Source organism: Marinobacter sp. MBR-105 (assembly GCF_053628895.1).
Map to the genome: position 1 here is coordinate 247,887 of NZ_JBRJHG010000003.1, position 17,031 is coordinate 264,917.

Genomic DNA, 17,031 nt, shown 5'->3' on the forward strand with positions numbered 1-17,031 from the left:
TGAGAGAGCCCCGTTTGTCTCCATAAAGAATACAGATTTTCCATTATCGGAGTTGCTGTTGTATGAACTGTTGGGATCTTCTCGGAATCGAGCCGACTGGCGACCAGGATCGGATACGCCAGGCCTACGAGCGTCAGTTGAAGTTTGCGTCAGGCGATGAGGCCCAGGCCCTGGAGCGGGCCTACCGTGAAGCGACCGGTGGCGCGGAGCCCCAATCGACGGCCAATGCGCCGGACGGAGTCCCGTCATCAAGCCCGACAGACAATGATTCCGGACAACTCCGCTATGAAGACGCTGATTCCCGGGCGTTTACGTCCGAAGAGGCCCAGGTTACCCGGGAAGTCATTATCCAGATCAGGGCGTTGATGAACGATAATTACCGCCAGCAGGACGTTGCTATCTGGAAGGCCATCCTGTGTGAACCCCCGGCAGATCGTGTTGATATTCGCCGGGAGATTGGTCGCCAGTTGGAGCCCCAGGTTCGCCCGCTGGCAGAAAACGGCGCGCTTCCGGCTCCGGTCGCGCGCTTTCTGGGGGACTGGTTCGAGTGGTTCAGCCTGAAAGATGTTGTTGAAGAGTCGGATCCACGGACTTACCCGGAGTCGGATATGCTATCTGGCCGAGGCATGGGGGAGGGGGAAAGCGATTCCGCCGACCAGCCTCCACAGATGGTCAATTTCTGGCCGGCGGTTATTGGCTGGATTGTGGGTTTAGCGATTCTGGCAACCATTTTCGGAGGCATGGGCGGGGGCTGATTTTGCCTGTTGAATTTTCTCACGATACTTCTGCGCAAGAATGGCCCCGACAATCACCTGGATCTGGTTGTAGCACATAATCGGCAACACGATCATGCCAAACCCCGGATGGCCAGAGAACAGCACTTTGGCCATCGGCAATCCAGATGCCAGGCTCTTCTTCGAACCACAGAAAACCACCGCGGCTTCATCCTCCAGACTGAACCCCAGCTTTCTCACCATCAATCGAGCGATCAGCATAAACAGCCCCAACAAGCCGAAGCAGATCAGAATCGCCAGGACGATGGCCTGTACCGGAAGGTTCTGCCACAACCCGCTAACCACGGAGTGAGAGAAGGCGGAGTATACGATGATCCAGATCACACACTGGTCATAGCGCGCCATCAGTGACTCATTGCGTGACAGGTAGCCGCCGAGCCAGGGGCGCAGGGCATGGCCAACCGCAAATGGCAGCAGTAGCTGAAGCACGATGTCTTTCAGTGCCTCGGCAACCGAGAACTCTCCGGCGCCCGAGGTGGATACCAGGAGCAGCAACAGAAACGGTGTCAGCATCATGCCGAACACATTGGATGCGGCCGCACTGCAGATGGCAGCCGGTACGTTGCCCCGGGCCATGGCGGTGTAGGCAATCGAAGAAGATACAGCGGATGGAAGTACGCCCAGATACAGAAAACCCAGCCCCAGGTCTTTGGGCATCCACTCGGGCGCAATAGTGCTCAGCTCATTGACCGGCAGTACGGCAAGGGGGAAAAACACGAAGGTGAGGGCGGTAATCAGGATGTGCAGCCGCCAATGGGTGGCGCCGTCGATGATCTGCTGTCTGGACAGGGCTGCGCCATGAAAGAAAAACAGTAAGGCCACTGCGATGGTGCCTGCGGTGCCGAGCGCTTCTGCCGCCTGTCCCGTCACCGGCAGGAACGAGGCGAGAACAATGGCGCCAAGTAACAGCAGGGTAAAGGTGTCTATCCGGAATTTCACAGCTTACTCCTTACCACTGAGGGCATTGAGGCTTGGTGTCAGAAGCGCCCTCGACAGTGCCTCCGCTTTATCGGCATCTTTCCGGCGAATGGCTGCCAACAGCAGTTCGTGGGCTTCCTGGCTGGGTTCCGGGAGGTCTGAATCCATTTCGGTTCGCTCGATGGTCTGGCTGACCGCGTGAGAGAAATAGTCGTAGAGCTCAATCAGGGCAGAATTGTGAGATGCACGCACCAATGAGTGATGAAACCGCTCGTCGTGCTGTATACGGTCCGTAATGACTTCTCCGGCCGCCGCTCGCGCATCCAGGGCCTCGGTCATGGCTTTAAGATCCGCTTCGTTGCGGCGCCTTGCTGCCAGGCGCGCCGCTTCCGTCTCCAGCGTAATCCGGACCTCAATCTGCTCTGCCAGTCGGCTCCGGGCAATTCTCCTAAGTGTTTCTCCGGCGTCCCTGTTTGCGCGCACGTAGGTCCCGTCTCCCTGTCGGGTTTCCAGCATGCCAACGTGCACCAGAACCCTTACGGCTTCGCGGATTGTATTGCGACTGATCCCTAAAGCCTCCGAGAGCTCTGCCTCGACGGGTAAGCGAGTACCTACCGGCCATTCCCCGCTCTCAATCGTTTTCCGGAGACTGTCGATGGCGGTTTCGACCAGCGAACCTTTGCGGATTGGTGTCAGCATAATGGATCATCCCTCTATATGGTGATCCAATCATCCTATGTTTAAGAGCGCGGTTCAACCCTGGCGTTGAAATTCATGAGAGACCTCGGCGGGGCGGTTCCGTGCTGCCGGGCTCAGGCGTTCACCGGGTCAAGAAACTGGTAGTCGGCGGTATCCACTGACCGGGTCGCAAACCGGTAACTGAAGGTGAAGCCGGGCCAGTTCACGGTGTTTCGCCCATGCTCGTCCAGATACCAGGAGCTGCAGCCAGCATCCCATACACTGCCTTCCAGGCCGCGCTGAACCACCTGGCAGTATCGACTCTGGCGATCCTCCCGTACATCCATGGCCGCGCCGGGATAGCGGGAGAGGGCGTCCAGGGCACTTAACACGTACCGGTACTGAGATTCGAGCATGAACAGAATCGAATTGTGTGCCAGGTTGGTATTCGGGCCATAGAGCATGAAGAGATTGGGGAATCCGCTGACTGAGATGCCTTTGAAAGCTTTGCTGCCGTTGGACCATGCGTCATTCAGCGCCAGACCCTCACGGCCGGCAATGTGGATGGGCGAGAGAAACTCGCTGGCCCGGAAGCCAGTACCGAAGATGATGATGTCGGCAGGCCGGTGCTCGCCTGTTTCAGGCACGATCCCGGTCTCATCTATTCGGGCGATGCCGTCTGTGAGCAGGTTGACGTGGGGCTGATTGACCGCTCGGTACCAGTCGTTGGAGATCAGGATTCGCTTGCAGCCAATGCGGTAATCGGGGATCAAATGGTGGAGTTTATCCGGGTCTGTTACCCAGCGGCGGGCTTCTTTTCGGGCCTGATGGGCGAACAGATCCAGAATCCACGAGAAACGGGTAAATGCCAGAGCCCGGGATTCGTTCTTCCAGTAAATGAGGCCCCGGTAGAGGCGGTCCCACAGTGGCAGCTTTTTAAACAGTGTTTGCTCAAACTGGTGAAACGGCCGGTCCGGCTTGGGCAATACCCAGGCGGCTGAACGCTGGTAAAGGTCCAGTTGCCCGACCAGTGGCGTAATTTCCGGCACAAACTGAATCGCGCTGGCGCCGGTTCCTATCACCGCAACGCGCTTGTTGTGAAGCTCGGTATGGTGCTGCCATTGGGCGGAATGAAAGCAGGTGCCCCGGAAGGTCTCGAGCCCCGGAATATTCGGCATGGCTGGCCGGTTCAACTGGCCAGTGGCGGTGATTAACACGTCGGCGCTGAAAGTGTCGCCGGTTTCGGTCAAGACGTGCCACTGGTTGCCGTGATCGTCAAATGTTGCGGATGTTACCACCTGATTGAACTGGATGTGAGGCTCCAGTTGGTATTTGTGAACACAGGATTCCATGTATTCGAGGATTTCAGGCTGAGCTCCGAATTTCCGGCTCCAGTCGTGTTTGGGCTCGAACGAGTAGGAGTAGAGGTGGGACTGAACATCGCAGGCTGCGCCGGGGTAGGTGTTGTCACGCCAGGTTCCGCCCACACCGCCGGCCTTTTCCAGCAGAGTCAGGTCCGTAAATCCTGCCTGTTTGAGTTTGATGGCCATACCGATTCCGCCGAATCCGGTACCGATAATGAGAACAGAGGGTTTTCGGGTGCGAGCGTGGGCCATGGATAATCCTTGTTATTGTTGTACACCAGCGACTATAACGGCCTGTTTGTTTAATACATAGGCCGAATTAACCGGATTGATTGTCCGAAAAGGTCAGTAACTCCTCGGCTTTCTGAGCCATCAACTCCCGCAATACCGGCGACTCAAACTGGCGCCGGATACGAATGGCGTAAAACTCCTCGAATACGCCGGGCAGGGCGCCGTAGTCTTTCAACTCGCCGTTTCTCAACTCATCCCGGACCACCACCGGCGGCAGTATGGCGTAGTGCCCGCTGTCCCGGGTCAGCAAACGCATCATGGCCATGTCGTCAACTTCAGCGATGATTACAGGGTGAATGTGGTGGTGATCACAGAGCTGATCGAAGGCCTGCCGGATGTTGTTGTCAGGCCCGGGCAGAATCAGAGGTCGGTCGCGCAGAATATCGGGAAACCCGGGGGCATCCTGGCTGCCCGGTGGCCCGATTACGCTGACCGACTGGCGGGCTATACGACGTGAGCGCCAGGGCGTTTCTTCGTCACCTTGTACTGGCTGATTCGACAGAATCAGATCGAGTCGGTGCGCTGATAAACGGCGAAGAAGGTCGTCAAGGCTCCCGCTTTGCAGCTTGAGCTCCAGATCTTTTCGTCCCAGCAGGGGCCGCAGGAAGCCTTCCTGAAAGTTTCTGGAGAGGGTTGCGACCGCACCGACTTTCAGAGTTTCCCGGTTGGCCTGACGCCCGGTACGAAACAGCGCCTCCAGTTCCTCCCCCTGGCGGAAAATCTCCTCAGCGTAGGTAAAGGCTACCCGCCCGGCCTCCGATAGTCGCAGTCGCCGCCCCTCCCGGACAAAAAGATCGTAGCCAAGGCTTTCCTCCAGCTTTCGTATCTGGCCGGACAATGCGGACTGTGAGATATGCAGTGATTCGGCTGCCCGGGTGAGGTGTCCGGTTCGAGCCACAGTCCAGAAATAGTAGAGGTGATGGTAGTTCAGACGCATGGTGGTCTCTTGTCTGTTCTTTAAAAGTGAACGATTTAATCTTTATAAACCATTTTATGTATGAGTGCATTAACGGCAAAGTAGGCGTGAACCTGAAGGAGCCCAACATGACAACACTTACCACGACTGCTTCGCTCGTGCTGTTGATGGCCTGGCTGGCCCTGCCTGTTGCCCTGCTGGCGCTGGCTGGATTCGCCAACTGGACGAAAAACCCTCTCAAACTGGCTCATTGCTGGCGCCTGGCGGAAAGCGGTTTCAGGCTGTTGCTGCTGGCAACTGCCACCATTGGTGCAGTCCTGTTGTTTGACCGGCTGGTGTTTGATACCGGTCTGCCGGAGCTCGGCATTCGACTGGGGTTGTACCCGGACGGTCTGGCGGTATGGATGGCTCTGATGGTCTGTTTCATTGCCTGGGTCATTCTTCGTTATACCCGGGACTACCTGCGTGGCGACCCGGCTTATAATGCGTTTTTGCCCTGGTTCCTCACTACAGTGGTCAGTGTACTGGTGCTGGTGTTTACCGATCACCTGCTGGTGCTGGCTGGCGCCTGGGTGGGTGTAAGCCTCTCATTGCACCAGCTCCTGACGCTGTACGCGGAACGGCCACAGGCTCGCCTTGCGGCAGCTCAGAAGTTTATTGCCAGCCGGCTTGGTGATGCCGCCATTCTGGCAGCGGTACTGTTAATCTGGAATCACTACGGCAGCTTCCGCATCCCTGAAATCTATGCTTTGGGCGAACACCTGGGCCGTGAATCGCAGTCGCTGACCATCGCTTCTGTGTTGCTGGCGGTGGCTGCTGCGCTCAAATGTGCCCAGCTACCGTTCCACGGTTGGCTGATCCGGGTGATGGAAGCTCCCACCCCTGTGTCAGCACTTCTGCACGCGGGCGTAGTCAACCTGGGCGGTTTCCTTTGGCTGCGACTGTTCCCGGTGTTTGAAGGCTTCACGGCAGGGCACATGATCCTGCTGGTTGTTGGCGGGGCAACCGCCATCGTCGCCGTGTTCACCATGATGACCCAGAATTCAGCGAAACATGGCCTGGTCTGGTCCACCAATGCCCAGATGGGCTTCATGCTGTTCGAGATTGCGCTGGGCGCCTACACGCTGGCACTACTGCACCTGCTGGCTCACTCCCTGTACAAGGCGCACTCGTTCCTGGCCGTTGGCCGTACCGTCAAAGTCTCCCGGATTGCGTTTTCAGAGCAAATCAGCAAGTCGCAAGCCGGTCTCGCATTGCTGGCCTCTGGCCTGGCCGCCGCCCTGCTGTGGCAGGCCCCGCAACTGGTGGCCCACAAGTCGGTACTGGCGGCCTTGCTGGTGTTCGCGGTTGGCGCTGCCGTTCTGGGTACACCGGGAGCAAGCCAAAAAGGCGCCCGTGTCGTCGTGTTGCTGCTGGCCGTTGCTCTGGTCCCCCTGTACGGGGTGCTTAACTGGCTGCTGAGCACCGCTTTGCCTCAGACCGCGCACACAGCCTTGCCGGTTGGTGCTGAGTGGTTCGCCTGGGTAATTCTGGCCGTGCTGTTTATGTTGTCGCTGGTGCTATTCGCCCGCCCGCAGGGCGTGGTGGCGCAGAAGCTCCACTGGCACTTCAGCCAAGGACTCTATCTCGACAAGCCTTTCGAAAAGCTTACCCGCCGCTGGGCACAAACCTGGCTCAATGCCCACGGTAAACCGGCCGACATCCGATTGCGGCACGGGGCTCTGACTGGAGAAAGATCATGAACGCACCTGTTACGTATTCTGCTTCCTGTGAACAGGTTATTCCGGAGCTTGTTAATGAAGCCTGCGAACGAATTGCGCCCATCTGGCCGTTAGATCGCTGGATCGCAGTTAACCCCTGGTGGGGCAGCAGGACTGGACCTGTCGAAAAGGTTTCCCGAGAACTGGACAACCTGTTCGGGGCAGGGTTGTTGATGCCTCCGGCTTTCTACCGGAAAGCCTGGGATGGCGGCCGTATTCAGCGTCCCCACCTTGAGGAAGCTGCCCGCGAAGCGGGCTTGAAAGATGATAGCCAGGCGCTCCTGGCCCAGCTTTCCGGGGCAGCATCAAATCAGCCAGGGTTTGTGTCGGCTCTTGGTTACACCCGCCGTGGTCAACAGGAACCGTCCCTCGAGGAGGTCCGGGAAGAGATCGGACGCGCCTGTGCGCGCTACTTCGACCTGCGTCAGAATCGCTGGCAGGTTTCTGGTACAAAACAGGATCTGTATCAGTTCTGGCTTAGTCAGTCCGGACGCTCTCTGGCCCGGAAAGCCAGCGTGGAAATGTTGCTGAAGCCTGACTGGCAGGAAGCGGCTGCAACGGTAGCCCGTGAGTTGCCTTACAGCAGCCGCCAACTGCCCCTGGTGATCCACCACCTGCTCGGCCATTTGCTGGGCTGGGCATCCTGGTGCAGAGGTGTGGACTGGCGAGCAGCACTGGGCGATCCTCATGAAAGCGGTACCGAACACTTCTGCGCGCAATTGGCGACCATCTGGCTCATTCATGAGGCCCATGCGCTGATCAATATGACTGAGGCAGAGCGTGAGAGCTGGCAGAATCGTTACGTCAATGCGTTCGATCTGGCGCCGGCCTCCGCTAATGAACAGGCACTCTGGATATGGCATCGGGCCTATGAGCTGGCCTGGCAGTCCCGTTTCCTTGACGATATCCGCTCCAGTGAGCGGAGCTCGCTTGCGGAACCGGATCCTGTGGCGGAAGTGCAGGCCGCCTTCTGCATAGACGTAAGGTCCGAAGTCATTCGTCGACAGCTGGAGAAGGTATACCCTGAAATCAGAACGCTTGGCGTGGCGGGCTTTTTCGGCATGCCCATTGTTCACCACAGGCATGGTCCAACCGATGACGAAGCCCGGCTGCCGGGACTGCTGGCGCCGGTGTATCGGTACTCGGAAACCCTGGGCAGTCCGTCAGAAGACCGGGAGCTGGCCCGGAAACTGGACAGCCGCGAACAGGTTCGGGAGTCCGTACGCCGGGCCAAATACTCCAGCCTGTCTACATTCACACTGGTGGAAACCACTGGCCTTGCCTGGGCCTGGAAGCTGGTTCGCGACAGCCTGAACAGAAACTCTACAAAAGCAGAGGCGGTGGAACCCGGCAGGCTCCACCACTGCGTGGACGGCTATCCTTTGTCAGATCCTGAGCGGGTAAATCTGGCGGAAGGGCTTTTGCGGGCGATGTCCCTGACCAAAGGCTTCGCCAGCGTGTTGTTGCTGGTGGGCCATGGTGCCCATACGGACAACAACCCCAACGAAGCTGGTCTGGCCTGCGGAGCCTGTGGCGGCAAAAATGGAGGGGTAAATGCCAGAGTGGCTGCCGAGCTGCTGAATGACCGGCAGGTGAGGGCGGGCCTGGCAGAGCGTGGCATTGTTATGCCCGAGAGCACCATTGCCCTGGCGGCTGAGCATTGCACGATCACGGACAGAATAACCATTTACGGGCGGGACCAGGTGCCCGACAGCCATCAGCGGGTATTTAATACGCTGGTTGAGAAGCTTGAGGCTGCTGGCCAGGCCTGTCGCAGAGAAAGAGCCACCAGTCTTGGGCTTAATGGCAAGAGCGATGATGACCTGCTTGCCGAACTCAAACGCCGGACTCGCAACTGGGCGGAAGTGCGGCCTGAGTGGGGCCTGGCCAACAATGCCGGGATGGTGATCGGCCCGCGTTCACTTACTCGCTCACTGGATCTCGGAGGGCGCTGCTTCCTGCACGACTATGATCCGTCGCAGGACCCGTCCGGAGAGGTTCTGACCCTGCTGATGTCTGCGCCCATGGTGGTGGCAAACTGGATTAATCTGCAGTATTTCGGTTCCGTTGCGAGGCCGGATATCTTCGGCGCCGGCAACAAACTGCTGCACTCGGTGGTTGGCGGCAACCTGGGTGTCATCGAGGGCAATGGTGTCGATCTCAAGATCGGACTTCCGTTGCAGTCAGTATTCGACGGTGAGCACTGGCGCCACGAGCCAATGCGCCTTGCGGTGGTGATCGATGCACCGGCGGAACGCATTGAAGCGGTGATCCAGGGTAACGCGGATGTCCGGGCTCTGGTGGAAAACCGCTGGCTCTGGCTGCACCGAGTGGAGGGCGACCAAACGCTGCGTTACGAAGACGGCAGGTGGGTAACCACCTGACCGCCGATCACATATTGCTGGCGTTGGCTGCCTCGGTGTATTGCCAGTCGATCGTTCTCGGTTGAACGCTGTCGGCGACAAAGAGGTGGCCAACGTCGGGTACCGCGTACCAGAGTTCACCGCGGGTGGGGTTCTGGCGCGCAAACTCCGCATGGCTCATGCCGATTTCCCAGATTTCATCGCTCTGCCAGCCTTCCGGGGCAAGTTCAATACGCACTTCCGAGCCGATCAGGCTGATGGCTTCAATGCGCAGGGGCAGGCGGGCCTTGGCCGCGGGGGATCGGGACAGCTGAACTTCGTGGGGGCGCAGGTAGAGCTGGGCTTCCTGATCCTGGCGAATCCCCGGCAGGGATACCCAGGCATCGCCCTGAACCAGTTTCTGACCTTTCACCATACCCGACAACACGTTGACGTGGCCCAGGAAGTCGAAGACGAACCGGCTTTCTGGCCGGGCATACAGTCCGGTCGGTGAATTCACCTGTTCCACCTGACCCTGGCTCATAACCACCACCTGGTCTGACAGCTCCAGCGCTTCTTCCTGATCGTGGGTCACGAAAATACTGGTGAAGTGGTACTCGTCATGCAACGCTCGCAGCCAGCGGCGCAAATCCTTTCTTACTTTGGCATCCAGGGCGCCGAAGGGCTCATCCAGCAGCAGAATACGAGGCTGAGTTGCCAGCGCGCGAGCCAGAGCAACACGCTGTTTCTGCCCACCAGACAGCTGTGCCGGATAGCGTTTGGCCAGTTCGGGCAACTGAATCATCTCCAGCAGCTTGGCCACCCGTTGGCGGATTTCCGGCTTTGAGGGGCGCTGCTTTTTGGGGAGCGACTCCAGACCGAACGCGATGTTCTCGGCAACGGTCAGGTGCCGGAACAGGGCGTAATGCTGAAACACAAACCCGATGTTGCGGTCGCGAACGTGTAACTGGCTGACATCGTCACCACCGCACAGGATGCGGCCGGAATCCGAAGACTCCAGTCCGGCAATAATCCGGAGTAAGGTGGTTTTGCCGGAGCCAGAGGGGCCGAGAAGGGCGGTGAGCTGGCCTTCGGGAATATCCAGAGAGACATTCTTCAGCGCCTGAAAGCCGCCGAAGTGCTTGTTGATCTGGTCAATGGTGATACTCATGTCACGCACCTCCTTCTTCGGGCGTCGCGTGTTCAGCGCGGGACTGACGCCATTCGACAAATGCTTTTGCAATCAGTGTCAGGATGGCGATACCGGCCAGCAGTGAAGCACTGGCAAAGGCCCCGACAATGTTGTAATCCTGATAAAGCAGTTCAACATGCAGCGGTAAGGTATTGGTTTCTCCGCGAACATTGCCGGATACCACCGAGACCGCACCGAATTCACCTACGGCCCGGGCGTTGGTCAGCACCACACCGTAGATCAATGCCCACTTGATATTTGGCAGTGTGATCTTGCGAAAAATCCGCCAGCCGGAAGCGCCCAGCACCACGCCGGCTTCTTCCTCCTCGCTGCCTTGTTGCTGCATCAAGGGGATCAGCTCCCTGGCCACAAACGGACAGGTTACGAATACGGTGACCATCAGGATGCCGGGCCAGGAGAACATCAACTGAACGTCGTAGTTGCTCAGCCAACTGCCCAGCCAGCCGTTCCGGCCATAGAGCAGCAGGTACAGCAGACCGGCAACAACCGGTGATACCGCAAATGGAATATCGATCAGGGTGATCAACAGCTTGCGCCCGGGAAAGCGGAACCGAGTAACCGACCAGGCGAGGGCTGTCCCGAAAACCAGGTTAAGCGGCACCGTGAGTGCGGCCACAAACAAAGTCAGGCCGATGGCATCCAGGGTGTATTCATCCAGGACATTGCCGGCAAAAGCGCTCCAGCCTGTGCTCAGCGCCTGCGTAAAGATCACCACTACGGGAATCACCAGCATGATCAGAGTAATTGCGAGGGCCAGCCCGATCAGGCTGCGGCGCACCCAGGGTTGGTCACCAATACGGCGGTTTTGCGCAGCCATCTATCGACCCTCCAGCCTGCGCAGGTAGCGACCCTGCCAGAGGTTGATGGAGAACAGCAGAATCAGCGACGCCAGCAATACCAGCGAGGCAATGGCACTGGCGGCCGCGTAGTCATACTCCTGCAGACGGATGAAGATCATCAGGCTGGTGACTTCGCTGACGTAGGGCGTGTTGCCGGCGATAAAGATAATCGCACCAAATTCGCCCAGGCTGCGGGTGAAAGACAGGGCGATTCCGGTCACCAGGGCTGGCCACAGCGAAGGAAAGATAACTTTGCGGAACACACGCCCGTCAGATGCCCCCAGGCTAACAGCGGCTTCTTCATCGGCTGGCGACAGCTCCTCAAGCACTGGCTGCACCGTACGCACCACAAACGGGATGCTGGTAAATGCCATGGCTACAACGATGCCCAGGGGTGTAAATGCAACCTCCACACCGATTTTGGCCAGCCATTGGCCGTACCAGCCATTCTGGGAAAACAGCGTTGCCAGGGTGATGCCGGCGACAGCAGTTGGCAAGGCAAAGGGCAGGTCGACCACGGCGTCGACAATGCGCTTGCCCGGAAACTCATAGCGAACCAGCACCCAGGCCAACAGCAACCCGAACAGGCCATTGAATAGTGAAGCTGCCAGGGCCGTCCATAACGTAACCTTGTAGGACTCCACCACGCGCGGATCGGTGATGGTGAACCAGAACTGGTCCCAGGTCATGCCGGAGGTTTCAACGACCAGCCCGGTCATCGGCAGCAGCAAAACCAGGCTGACAAAAAACAGCGAAATGCCGAGGCTCAGACCGAATCCCGGCAATACCCGTTTGTTTCGACGACCAAGGCGCCGCACGGGGGCGACGCCTGCTTGAGCGGAGGTGGGCATGGCTTGCTCTTACCGGCGCCGCTGCAACTGGTCCAGCTTGCCGCCACTGCTGAAATGGGTACTCATGGCGTTTTCCCAGCCACCGGCAATCTCTTCGATGGACAGCAGTTTCAGTTCCGGGAAGCGATCGGCATTCTCGGCTTTCACCGCGTCGTTGTGAACACGGTAGTTGAAGCCTGCCAGCAGGCGCTGGGAGTCTTCGGTATAGAGGTGCTCCAGGTACTCCTTGGCCAGCTCGGCGGTGCCATTCTGTTCAACGTAGTCGTCAATCCACGTCACCGGGAATTCAGCCAGGAAGCTTACCTTCGGCGTGACAGCCACGTATTCACCGTTCTCGAAACGGTCTGCAATGTTCAGAACCTCCGACTCGAAGGTCAGCAGGACATCGCCAATGCCGCGCTCAACGAATGTGGTGGTGGCACCACGACCGCCGCTGTCAAAAACGCGTACCTGACCGAGCAGGTCCGCCATGAACTGATCAATTTTTTCCTGATCGCCGCCAAACTGGTCCTGGGCGTAGCCCAGAGCGGCAAGGTAGGTGTAACGGCCGTTTCCAGAGGTCTTAGGGTTCGGCATCACCAGTTGAACGTCTTCGCGAACAAGATCGTCCCAGTTCTCGATATTCTTCGGGTTACCCTCGCGTACCAGGAACGCCATGGTTGAGTAATAAGGCGAGCTGTTGTTCGGCAGGCGATCGGCCCAGTCTTCAGGAATCAGACGACCCCGCTGGTGCAGGATGTCGATGTCGGTCACCTGGTTAAACGTTGCAACATCGGCTTTCAGGCCCTGGATAATGGCCTGCGCCTGCTTGGATGAACCTGCGTGGGACTGTTTGATTTCGACCGTTTCACCGGTCTTTTCCTGCCAGTGCTTTTTAAACTCTTCGTTGTAGGCAGCGAACAGTTCGCGGGCGATGTCGTAAGAGGTGTTGAGCAGCTCCCGGTCTGCAGCCAGTACCGGTTGGGCGGAGAGCAGGGCGGCGCCGAGCGCGATTCCCTTGAACAGTTGCTTCATAACGAGCTCCTCAGAATGATGGTTCTAATCTGAGGAGCAATCTAACAAAAGGTTTTAAGAACGAAAAATATTAAAAATAAATATTGAAAGGCTTGTTTGGCATATAAGCGTCAGCAATTAATAGCGTAGCAGTGCCGAGCCCCAGGTGAAGCCGCCGCCAAAGGCCTCCAGCAGAACAACCTGCCCACGCTGGATTCGCCCATCGCGGACGGCCTCATCAAGCGCCAACGGGATGGATGCCGCCGACGTGTTGCCGTGGCGGTTGACGGTTACCACCACCTGATCCATCTGCATGTCCAGTTTGCGGGCCGTGGCTGCGATAATCCGCAGGTTGGCCTGATGCGGAACCAGCCAGTCGATATCGGATTTCTGCATCTGGTTGGCTTCCAGGGTTTCATCGACAATCCGGCCGAGGGTATTCACCGCCACCTTGAAGACTTCGTTGCCTTTCATTTCCACAAACGCCTGGCCGGCTTTTACCGCATCAAAATCGTTGGCGATGCCACAGGGGACGTGCAGCAACTCTTCATACCGTCCATCGGCGTGCAGGTGTGTAGACAGAATACCGGTCTCCTCACTGGCCTGCAGCACAACAGCGCCGGCGCCGTCGCCAAAAAGCACGCAGGTGGTACGGTCTTCCCAGTTAAGGATGCGGGAGAATACCTCCGCGCCGATCACCAGCGCTTTTTTGCTTGAACCGGTACGGATGAACTTCTCGGCAGTGGCCAGCGCATAGACGAAACCGCTGCAGACGGCCTGAATATCAAAGGCGGGGCAGCCCTGAATGCCGAGCCGGGCCTGCAGGATACAGGCGCAACTGGGGAACACCTTGTCCGGCGTGGTGGTGGCAAAAACAATCAGATCAATATCCGTGGCTTCAATGCCGGCGGCCTCAATGGCGTTCAGGGCCGCCTGTTCAGCAAGATCTACCGTGCTTTGTCCGGGCAGGGCAATATGCCGCTGTTCGATACCAGTGCGTTCGCGGATCCACTGATCAGAGGTCTCCACCTTCTGTTCCAGGTCGCGATTGGTAACGATGTTATCCGGCAGATAGGAACCGGTTCCGGCAATGCGTGCAAAGGTCATGGACAATTTCCAGGGGTTTATAGGGTAACGATAGACCCATGCTAAACCTTTGCAACCGGATTGGTTATTAGCGGATTGTCAAAGACTGCCCGGGCGACACATTGGGCGCCCGGGCAAGGGGTGGGAGATTAGCCTTCTTTCAACGTTTTCATATCAATGACGAAGCGGTACTTCACATCGCCTTTCTTCATGCGGACGTAGGCTTCGTTGATGTTCCGGATATCCAGCATCTCGATATCACAGGTGATGTCGTGCTCCGCACAGAAATCCAGAACCTCCTGCGTTTCCGGCATTCCGCCAATGAGAGAGCCGGCTACCACGCGGCGCTTGGTCACCAGCAGGCCAGCCTGAAGGGCGGGTTCAATTGGGGTGAGCAAACCCACGAGAATATGTGTGCCGTCGTACTTCAGACACTTCAGGTACGGGTTGAGGTCGTGGGCTACAGGAATGGTGTCGAGCAGAAAATCGAAGGAATCTGCGGCGGCTTTCATCTGCTCCTTGTCGGTGGAGATGATAACGTGGTCCGCACCCTGCTTCTTCGCTTCCGCCACCTTGGCTTCAGAACGGGTAAAGATAGTGACTTCGGCACCCAGCGCCTTGGCGAATTTCACGCCCATGTGGCCGAGACCGCCCATCCCCAGCACGCCTACCTTGTGGCCTTTGCCGACCTTGAAGTGCTTGAGGGGGGAATAGGTGGTGATGCCTGCGCACAGAATGGGAGCCGCACTGGCCGGGTCGAGCTTTTCCGGCACCCGAACGACAAAACGTTCGCTGACAACAATCCGCTCGGAATAGCCGCCGTGGGTGACCGAGCCATCGTGACGATCCAGGCTGCCGTAGGTCATGGTGGAGCCTTCAATGCAGTACTGCTCCAGGCCGGAGTCGCAGGCGGAACAACTGCGACAGCTGTCTACCATGCAGCCCACGCCCACCAGGTCGCCGGCTTTGAAGTGACTGACCTCCGGCCCAACGGCGGTGACCCGGCCAACAATTTCGTGGCCCGGAATGACCGGATATTTTGAGCCGCCCCAGTCATTTTCAACGGTGTGGAGGTCACTGTGGCAGACACCGCAGTAGTCGATCTCGATCGCTACATCGTCAGCACGGAGTTCCCGGCGATCAATGGCGTAGGGGGCCAGGCCGGAGTCCGGGGCAGTGGCGGCGTATGCTTTGGTATTGGCCATTCGTTCACTCCTTTTCAGTTTTAGAACAAGGATCACGGTTCTGTTGCAGCAGGACAGTTACCTTGTGTTACTCAGCACATATCAATTGTAACCTACGTATTCCACTCCATCAGGGATGACCAGATGACAAACACGCAATCTCTTAAAGCTGTGTGGCTGGCGAGCACAATCGCGCTGGGCGCGGGCCTGGTCGGCGGTTGTATGCCGGGAACCATTGCCACCGGCGTTGGCACCGGTTTTGTGTATGAGCAGAAACAGGACCACAAGCACCGCCATGAAGTGGAGCGGGCGGTGGATCAGTACGTCGAAGACCACGCCAACTCTCCGTGCAGGCACGGGGAAGACCGGGTAATGGAGTCTGCGGCGGAGATTCTCAAGGAATACCGGTTAACCGGTTTGAAGGAAGTGCTGGGCCGACTGGATAAGATCTATCAGGATGAAAGTCAGCCGGATCATATCCGGGCCGGTGCCCTGTACAACATGGCGGTGTTGCAGTCGCGCCGCAAGGAACCCAACAAGGTGCTCGCGCGGGAGTACTTCAAGCGCCTGTATGTAGAATTTCCCAACGAGTATCGTTGCATCTTTGAAGAATCAGACTGGCGGGATTCAATGATTGAACAGCAGTTGCTGCTGCCCGGCGAGACGGTTGAATCCTTCCTGAGAGATGCGAAAGCCGATGTGGAGCGCATGAAGCGGCAGGACTGAGCCTGCCGCCTTCAAGATCAGATCAGGCTATCCAGCCGAAAAAGAAATCAAACAGCCAGGAGAAGAAACCGCCGCTGCTCTGGGGGCGCGGTTCTGCCTGGGCTTCCTGATTGGCAACCGGCTCGCTGGCGTTTGCCGCTGGCGCATCAACAATCACGGGTTCCGGTTCAGTCGTTTTTGCGGCAACAACCTCTTGTGCTGGCTCCGTTTGCGAAAGCTCGGACTCTTCCTCAACGGCGAGCGGCTCATCCGGGCCCGCTGCGGTGGGCTCGGTGGGCAATTGGGCGATCAGCTCTTCGTTATCACCAGTGACCACCTCGACAACTTCTGCCGAGTCCTGATCTGCGGTGACTGGCGCTTGACTGCTTTCGGCAACGGATGAAGAAAGCTCTGTAACACGCTGTTCTGTTTGGCTTTCATCCGGACCGGTTTCAGATTCTTCTGCTGGGACCGATTGCGCTGCTGTCTCCAGGGCCGCAACCTGAATCTCTCGCGGTTCTGCGGCATCCACGATCTCTGGCTCGACAGTTTCCGGTTCAGGTTCCTGAGCTTCGGGAATTGGCTCCGGCTTGGGCTCTGGTGCGACAGCGGCAACGGAACGGGCGGGTGACGGGACTTTTGCGGTAATTCCAAGTTGACCACGTGCCGCAGACCGGGAAGCCACAGAATTGCTCTGGATCGTTAGGGCCGGAGCCGCCTCAACACCAAGGGATTTGAGCGTGGCTGAATCCAGATTTCCGCTTGCCGAGAGCTCTGGGCGATCGGACTGATACTGACGAATGGCAGTTCGCAGCTTGGCGTCTATCCAGCCGTCGGCCGTGCCGATATCGTAACCGGACCCATAAAGCGCATTTTCCGCAGCAAAGACGGTATGAGTGGGAGAGGCTGCCTGGGCCCAGCCACAGATGGCAATGCTTGAGACAACGGCCAGACTTTGCGCGGCGGTTTTGCGGCGTCCCTGCAACGGTGAGCGTTTCATGGCGAATCCCTCCAGAGGCTCTTTGGTATTGTTGTTTACATATTGTTACCGAGTGTCTTCACGGTATCAGGGATTAATAGTTGCGCCTATGAAGTGG

The 17,031-nt window shown here is 58.0% G+C and carries 15 protein-coding genes; 4 read left to right on the forward strand and 11 right to left on the reverse strand.

Annotated elements, in window-relative coordinates; all coding sequences use genetic code 11:
* Positions 1-62: 62 nt before the first annotated feature.
* Positions 63-755 (forward strand): J domain-containing protein, encoded by a 693-nt coding sequence (locus ACSSVV_RS05850; RefSeq protein ID WP_023010229.1) that lies wholly within the window; start codon positions 63-65, stop codon positions 753-755.
* Here the strand turns inward: ACSSVV_RS05850 and ACSSVV_RS05855 are convergent.
* The 4 genes from ACSSVV_RS05855 to ACSSVV_RS05870 form a co-directional block, all read right to left on the reverse strand.
* Positions 711-1,733 carry a bile acid:sodium symporter family protein gene (locus tag ACSSVV_RS05855; RefSeq protein WP_023010230.1) on the reverse strand — a complete coding sequence of 341 codons (1,023 nt, stop codon included), beginning with the start codon at positions 1,731-1,733 and terminating at the stop codon, positions 711-713. The two genes, ACSSVV_RS05850 and ACSSVV_RS05855, sit on opposite strands and share 45 nt — an antisense overlap.
* Before the next feature lie 3 nt (positions 1,734-1,736).
* The gene (locus ACSSVV_RS05860) at positions 1,737-2,411 is read right to left on the reverse strand and encodes a FadR/GntR family transcriptional regulator (RefSeq protein ID WP_023010231.1); all 675 of its coding nucleotides are present in this window, start codon (positions 2,409-2,411) and stop codon (positions 1,737-1,739) included.
* A 113-nt stretch (positions 2,412-2,524) separates the two neighbouring features.
* The gene (locus ACSSVV_RS05865; protein WP_023010232.1) at positions 2,525-4,006 is read right to left on the reverse strand and encodes a flavin-containing monooxygenase; all 1,482 of its coding nucleotides are present in this window, start codon (positions 4,004-4,006) and stop codon (positions 2,525-2,527) included.
* A gap of 67 nt (positions 4,007-4,073) precedes the next feature.
* The gene (locus ACSSVV_RS05870; protein ID WP_011784859.1) at positions 4,074-4,982 is read right to left on the reverse strand and encodes a LysR family transcriptional regulator; all 909 of its coding nucleotides are present in this window, start codon (positions 4,980-4,982) and stop codon (positions 4,074-4,076) included.
* Positions 4,983-5,089: 107 nt separating this feature from the next.
* On the opposite strand from ACSSVV_RS05870, the gene ACSSVV_RS05875 reads away from it, so the two are divergent.
* Positions 5,090-6,703 carry an NADH-quinone oxidoreductase subunit L gene (locus tag ACSSVV_RS05875; RefSeq protein ID WP_023010233.1) on the forward strand — a complete coding sequence of 538 codons (1,614 nt, stop codon included), beginning with the start codon at positions 5,090-5,092 and terminating at the stop codon, positions 6,701-6,703.
* Positions 6,700-9,105 carry a YbcC family protein gene (locus ACSSVV_RS05880; RefSeq protein ID WP_023010234.1) on the forward strand — a complete coding sequence of 802 codons (2,406 nt, stop codon included), beginning with the start codon at positions 6,700-6,702 and terminating at the stop codon, positions 9,103-9,105. Before ACSSVV_RS05875 ends, ACSSVV_RS05880 begins: the two co-directional genes overlap by 4 nt.
* A 7-nt stretch (positions 9,106-9,112) precedes the next feature.
* Here the strand turns inward: ACSSVV_RS05880 and ACSSVV_RS05885 are convergent, their stop codons facing one another.
* From ACSSVV_RS05885 to ACSSVV_RS05910, 6 genes are all read right to left on the reverse strand, one after another.
* Positions 9,113-10,234: a sulfate/molybdate ABC transporter ATP-binding protein gene (locus ACSSVV_RS05885; protein WP_023010235.1), complete on the reverse strand. Its 1,122-nt coding sequence runs from the start codon at positions 10,232-10,234 to the stop codon at positions 9,113-9,115.
* Between the two features lies 1 nt (position 10,235).
* The gene (cysW, locus tag ACSSVV_RS05890) at positions 10,236-11,093 is read right to left on the reverse strand and encodes a sulfate ABC transporter permease subunit CysW (RefSeq protein ID WP_023010236.1); all 858 of its coding nucleotides are present in this window, start codon (positions 11,091-11,093) and stop codon (positions 10,236-10,238) included.
* Positions 11,094-11,966 carry a sulfate/thiosulfate ABC transporter permease CysT gene (cysT, locus tag ACSSVV_RS05895; RefSeq protein ID WP_011784864.1) on the reverse strand — a complete coding sequence of 291 codons (873 nt, stop codon included), beginning with the start codon at positions 11,964-11,966 and terminating at the stop codon, positions 11,094-11,096.
* A gap of 9 nt (positions 11,967-11,975) precedes the next feature.
* Entirely contained in the window at positions 11,976-12,980 is a 1,005-nt protein-coding gene (gene cysP, locus ACSSVV_RS05900; protein WP_454105724.1) for a thiosulfate ABC transporter substrate-binding protein CysP, read from the reverse strand.
* A gap of 117 nt (positions 12,981-13,097) precedes the next feature.
* A complete protein-coding gene (locus tag ACSSVV_RS05905; RefSeq protein WP_454105725.1) occupies positions 13,098-14,066 on the reverse strand; it encodes a beta-ketoacyl-ACP synthase III in 969 nt (322 codons plus the stop codon).
* A gap of 128 nt (positions 14,067-14,194) precedes the next feature.
* Positions 14,195-15,250, reverse strand: coding sequence for an NAD(P)-dependent alcohol dehydrogenase (locus ACSSVV_RS05910; protein WP_011784867.1), 1,056 nt, complete (start codon positions 15,248-15,250; stop codon positions 14,195-14,197).
* Positions 15,251-15,373: 123 nt separating this feature from the next.
* Here ACSSVV_RS05910 and ACSSVV_RS05915 point away from each other — a divergent pair, with 123 nt between their 5' ends.
* Positions 15,374-15,955 carry a hypothetical protein gene (locus tag ACSSVV_RS05915; protein ID WP_454105726.1) on the forward strand — a complete coding sequence of 194 codons (582 nt, stop codon included), beginning with the start codon at positions 15,374-15,376 and terminating at the stop codon, positions 15,953-15,955.
* 22 nt (positions 15,956-15,977) lie between these two features.
* Here the strand turns inward: ACSSVV_RS05915 and ACSSVV_RS05920 are convergent, their stop codons facing one another.
* Positions 15,978-16,934 (reverse strand): peptidoglycan-binding protein, encoded by a 957-nt coding sequence (locus tag ACSSVV_RS05920; RefSeq protein ID WP_454105727.1) that lies wholly within the window; start codon positions 16,932-16,934, stop codon positions 15,978-15,980.
* Positions 16,935-17,031 lie beyond the last annotated feature (97 nt).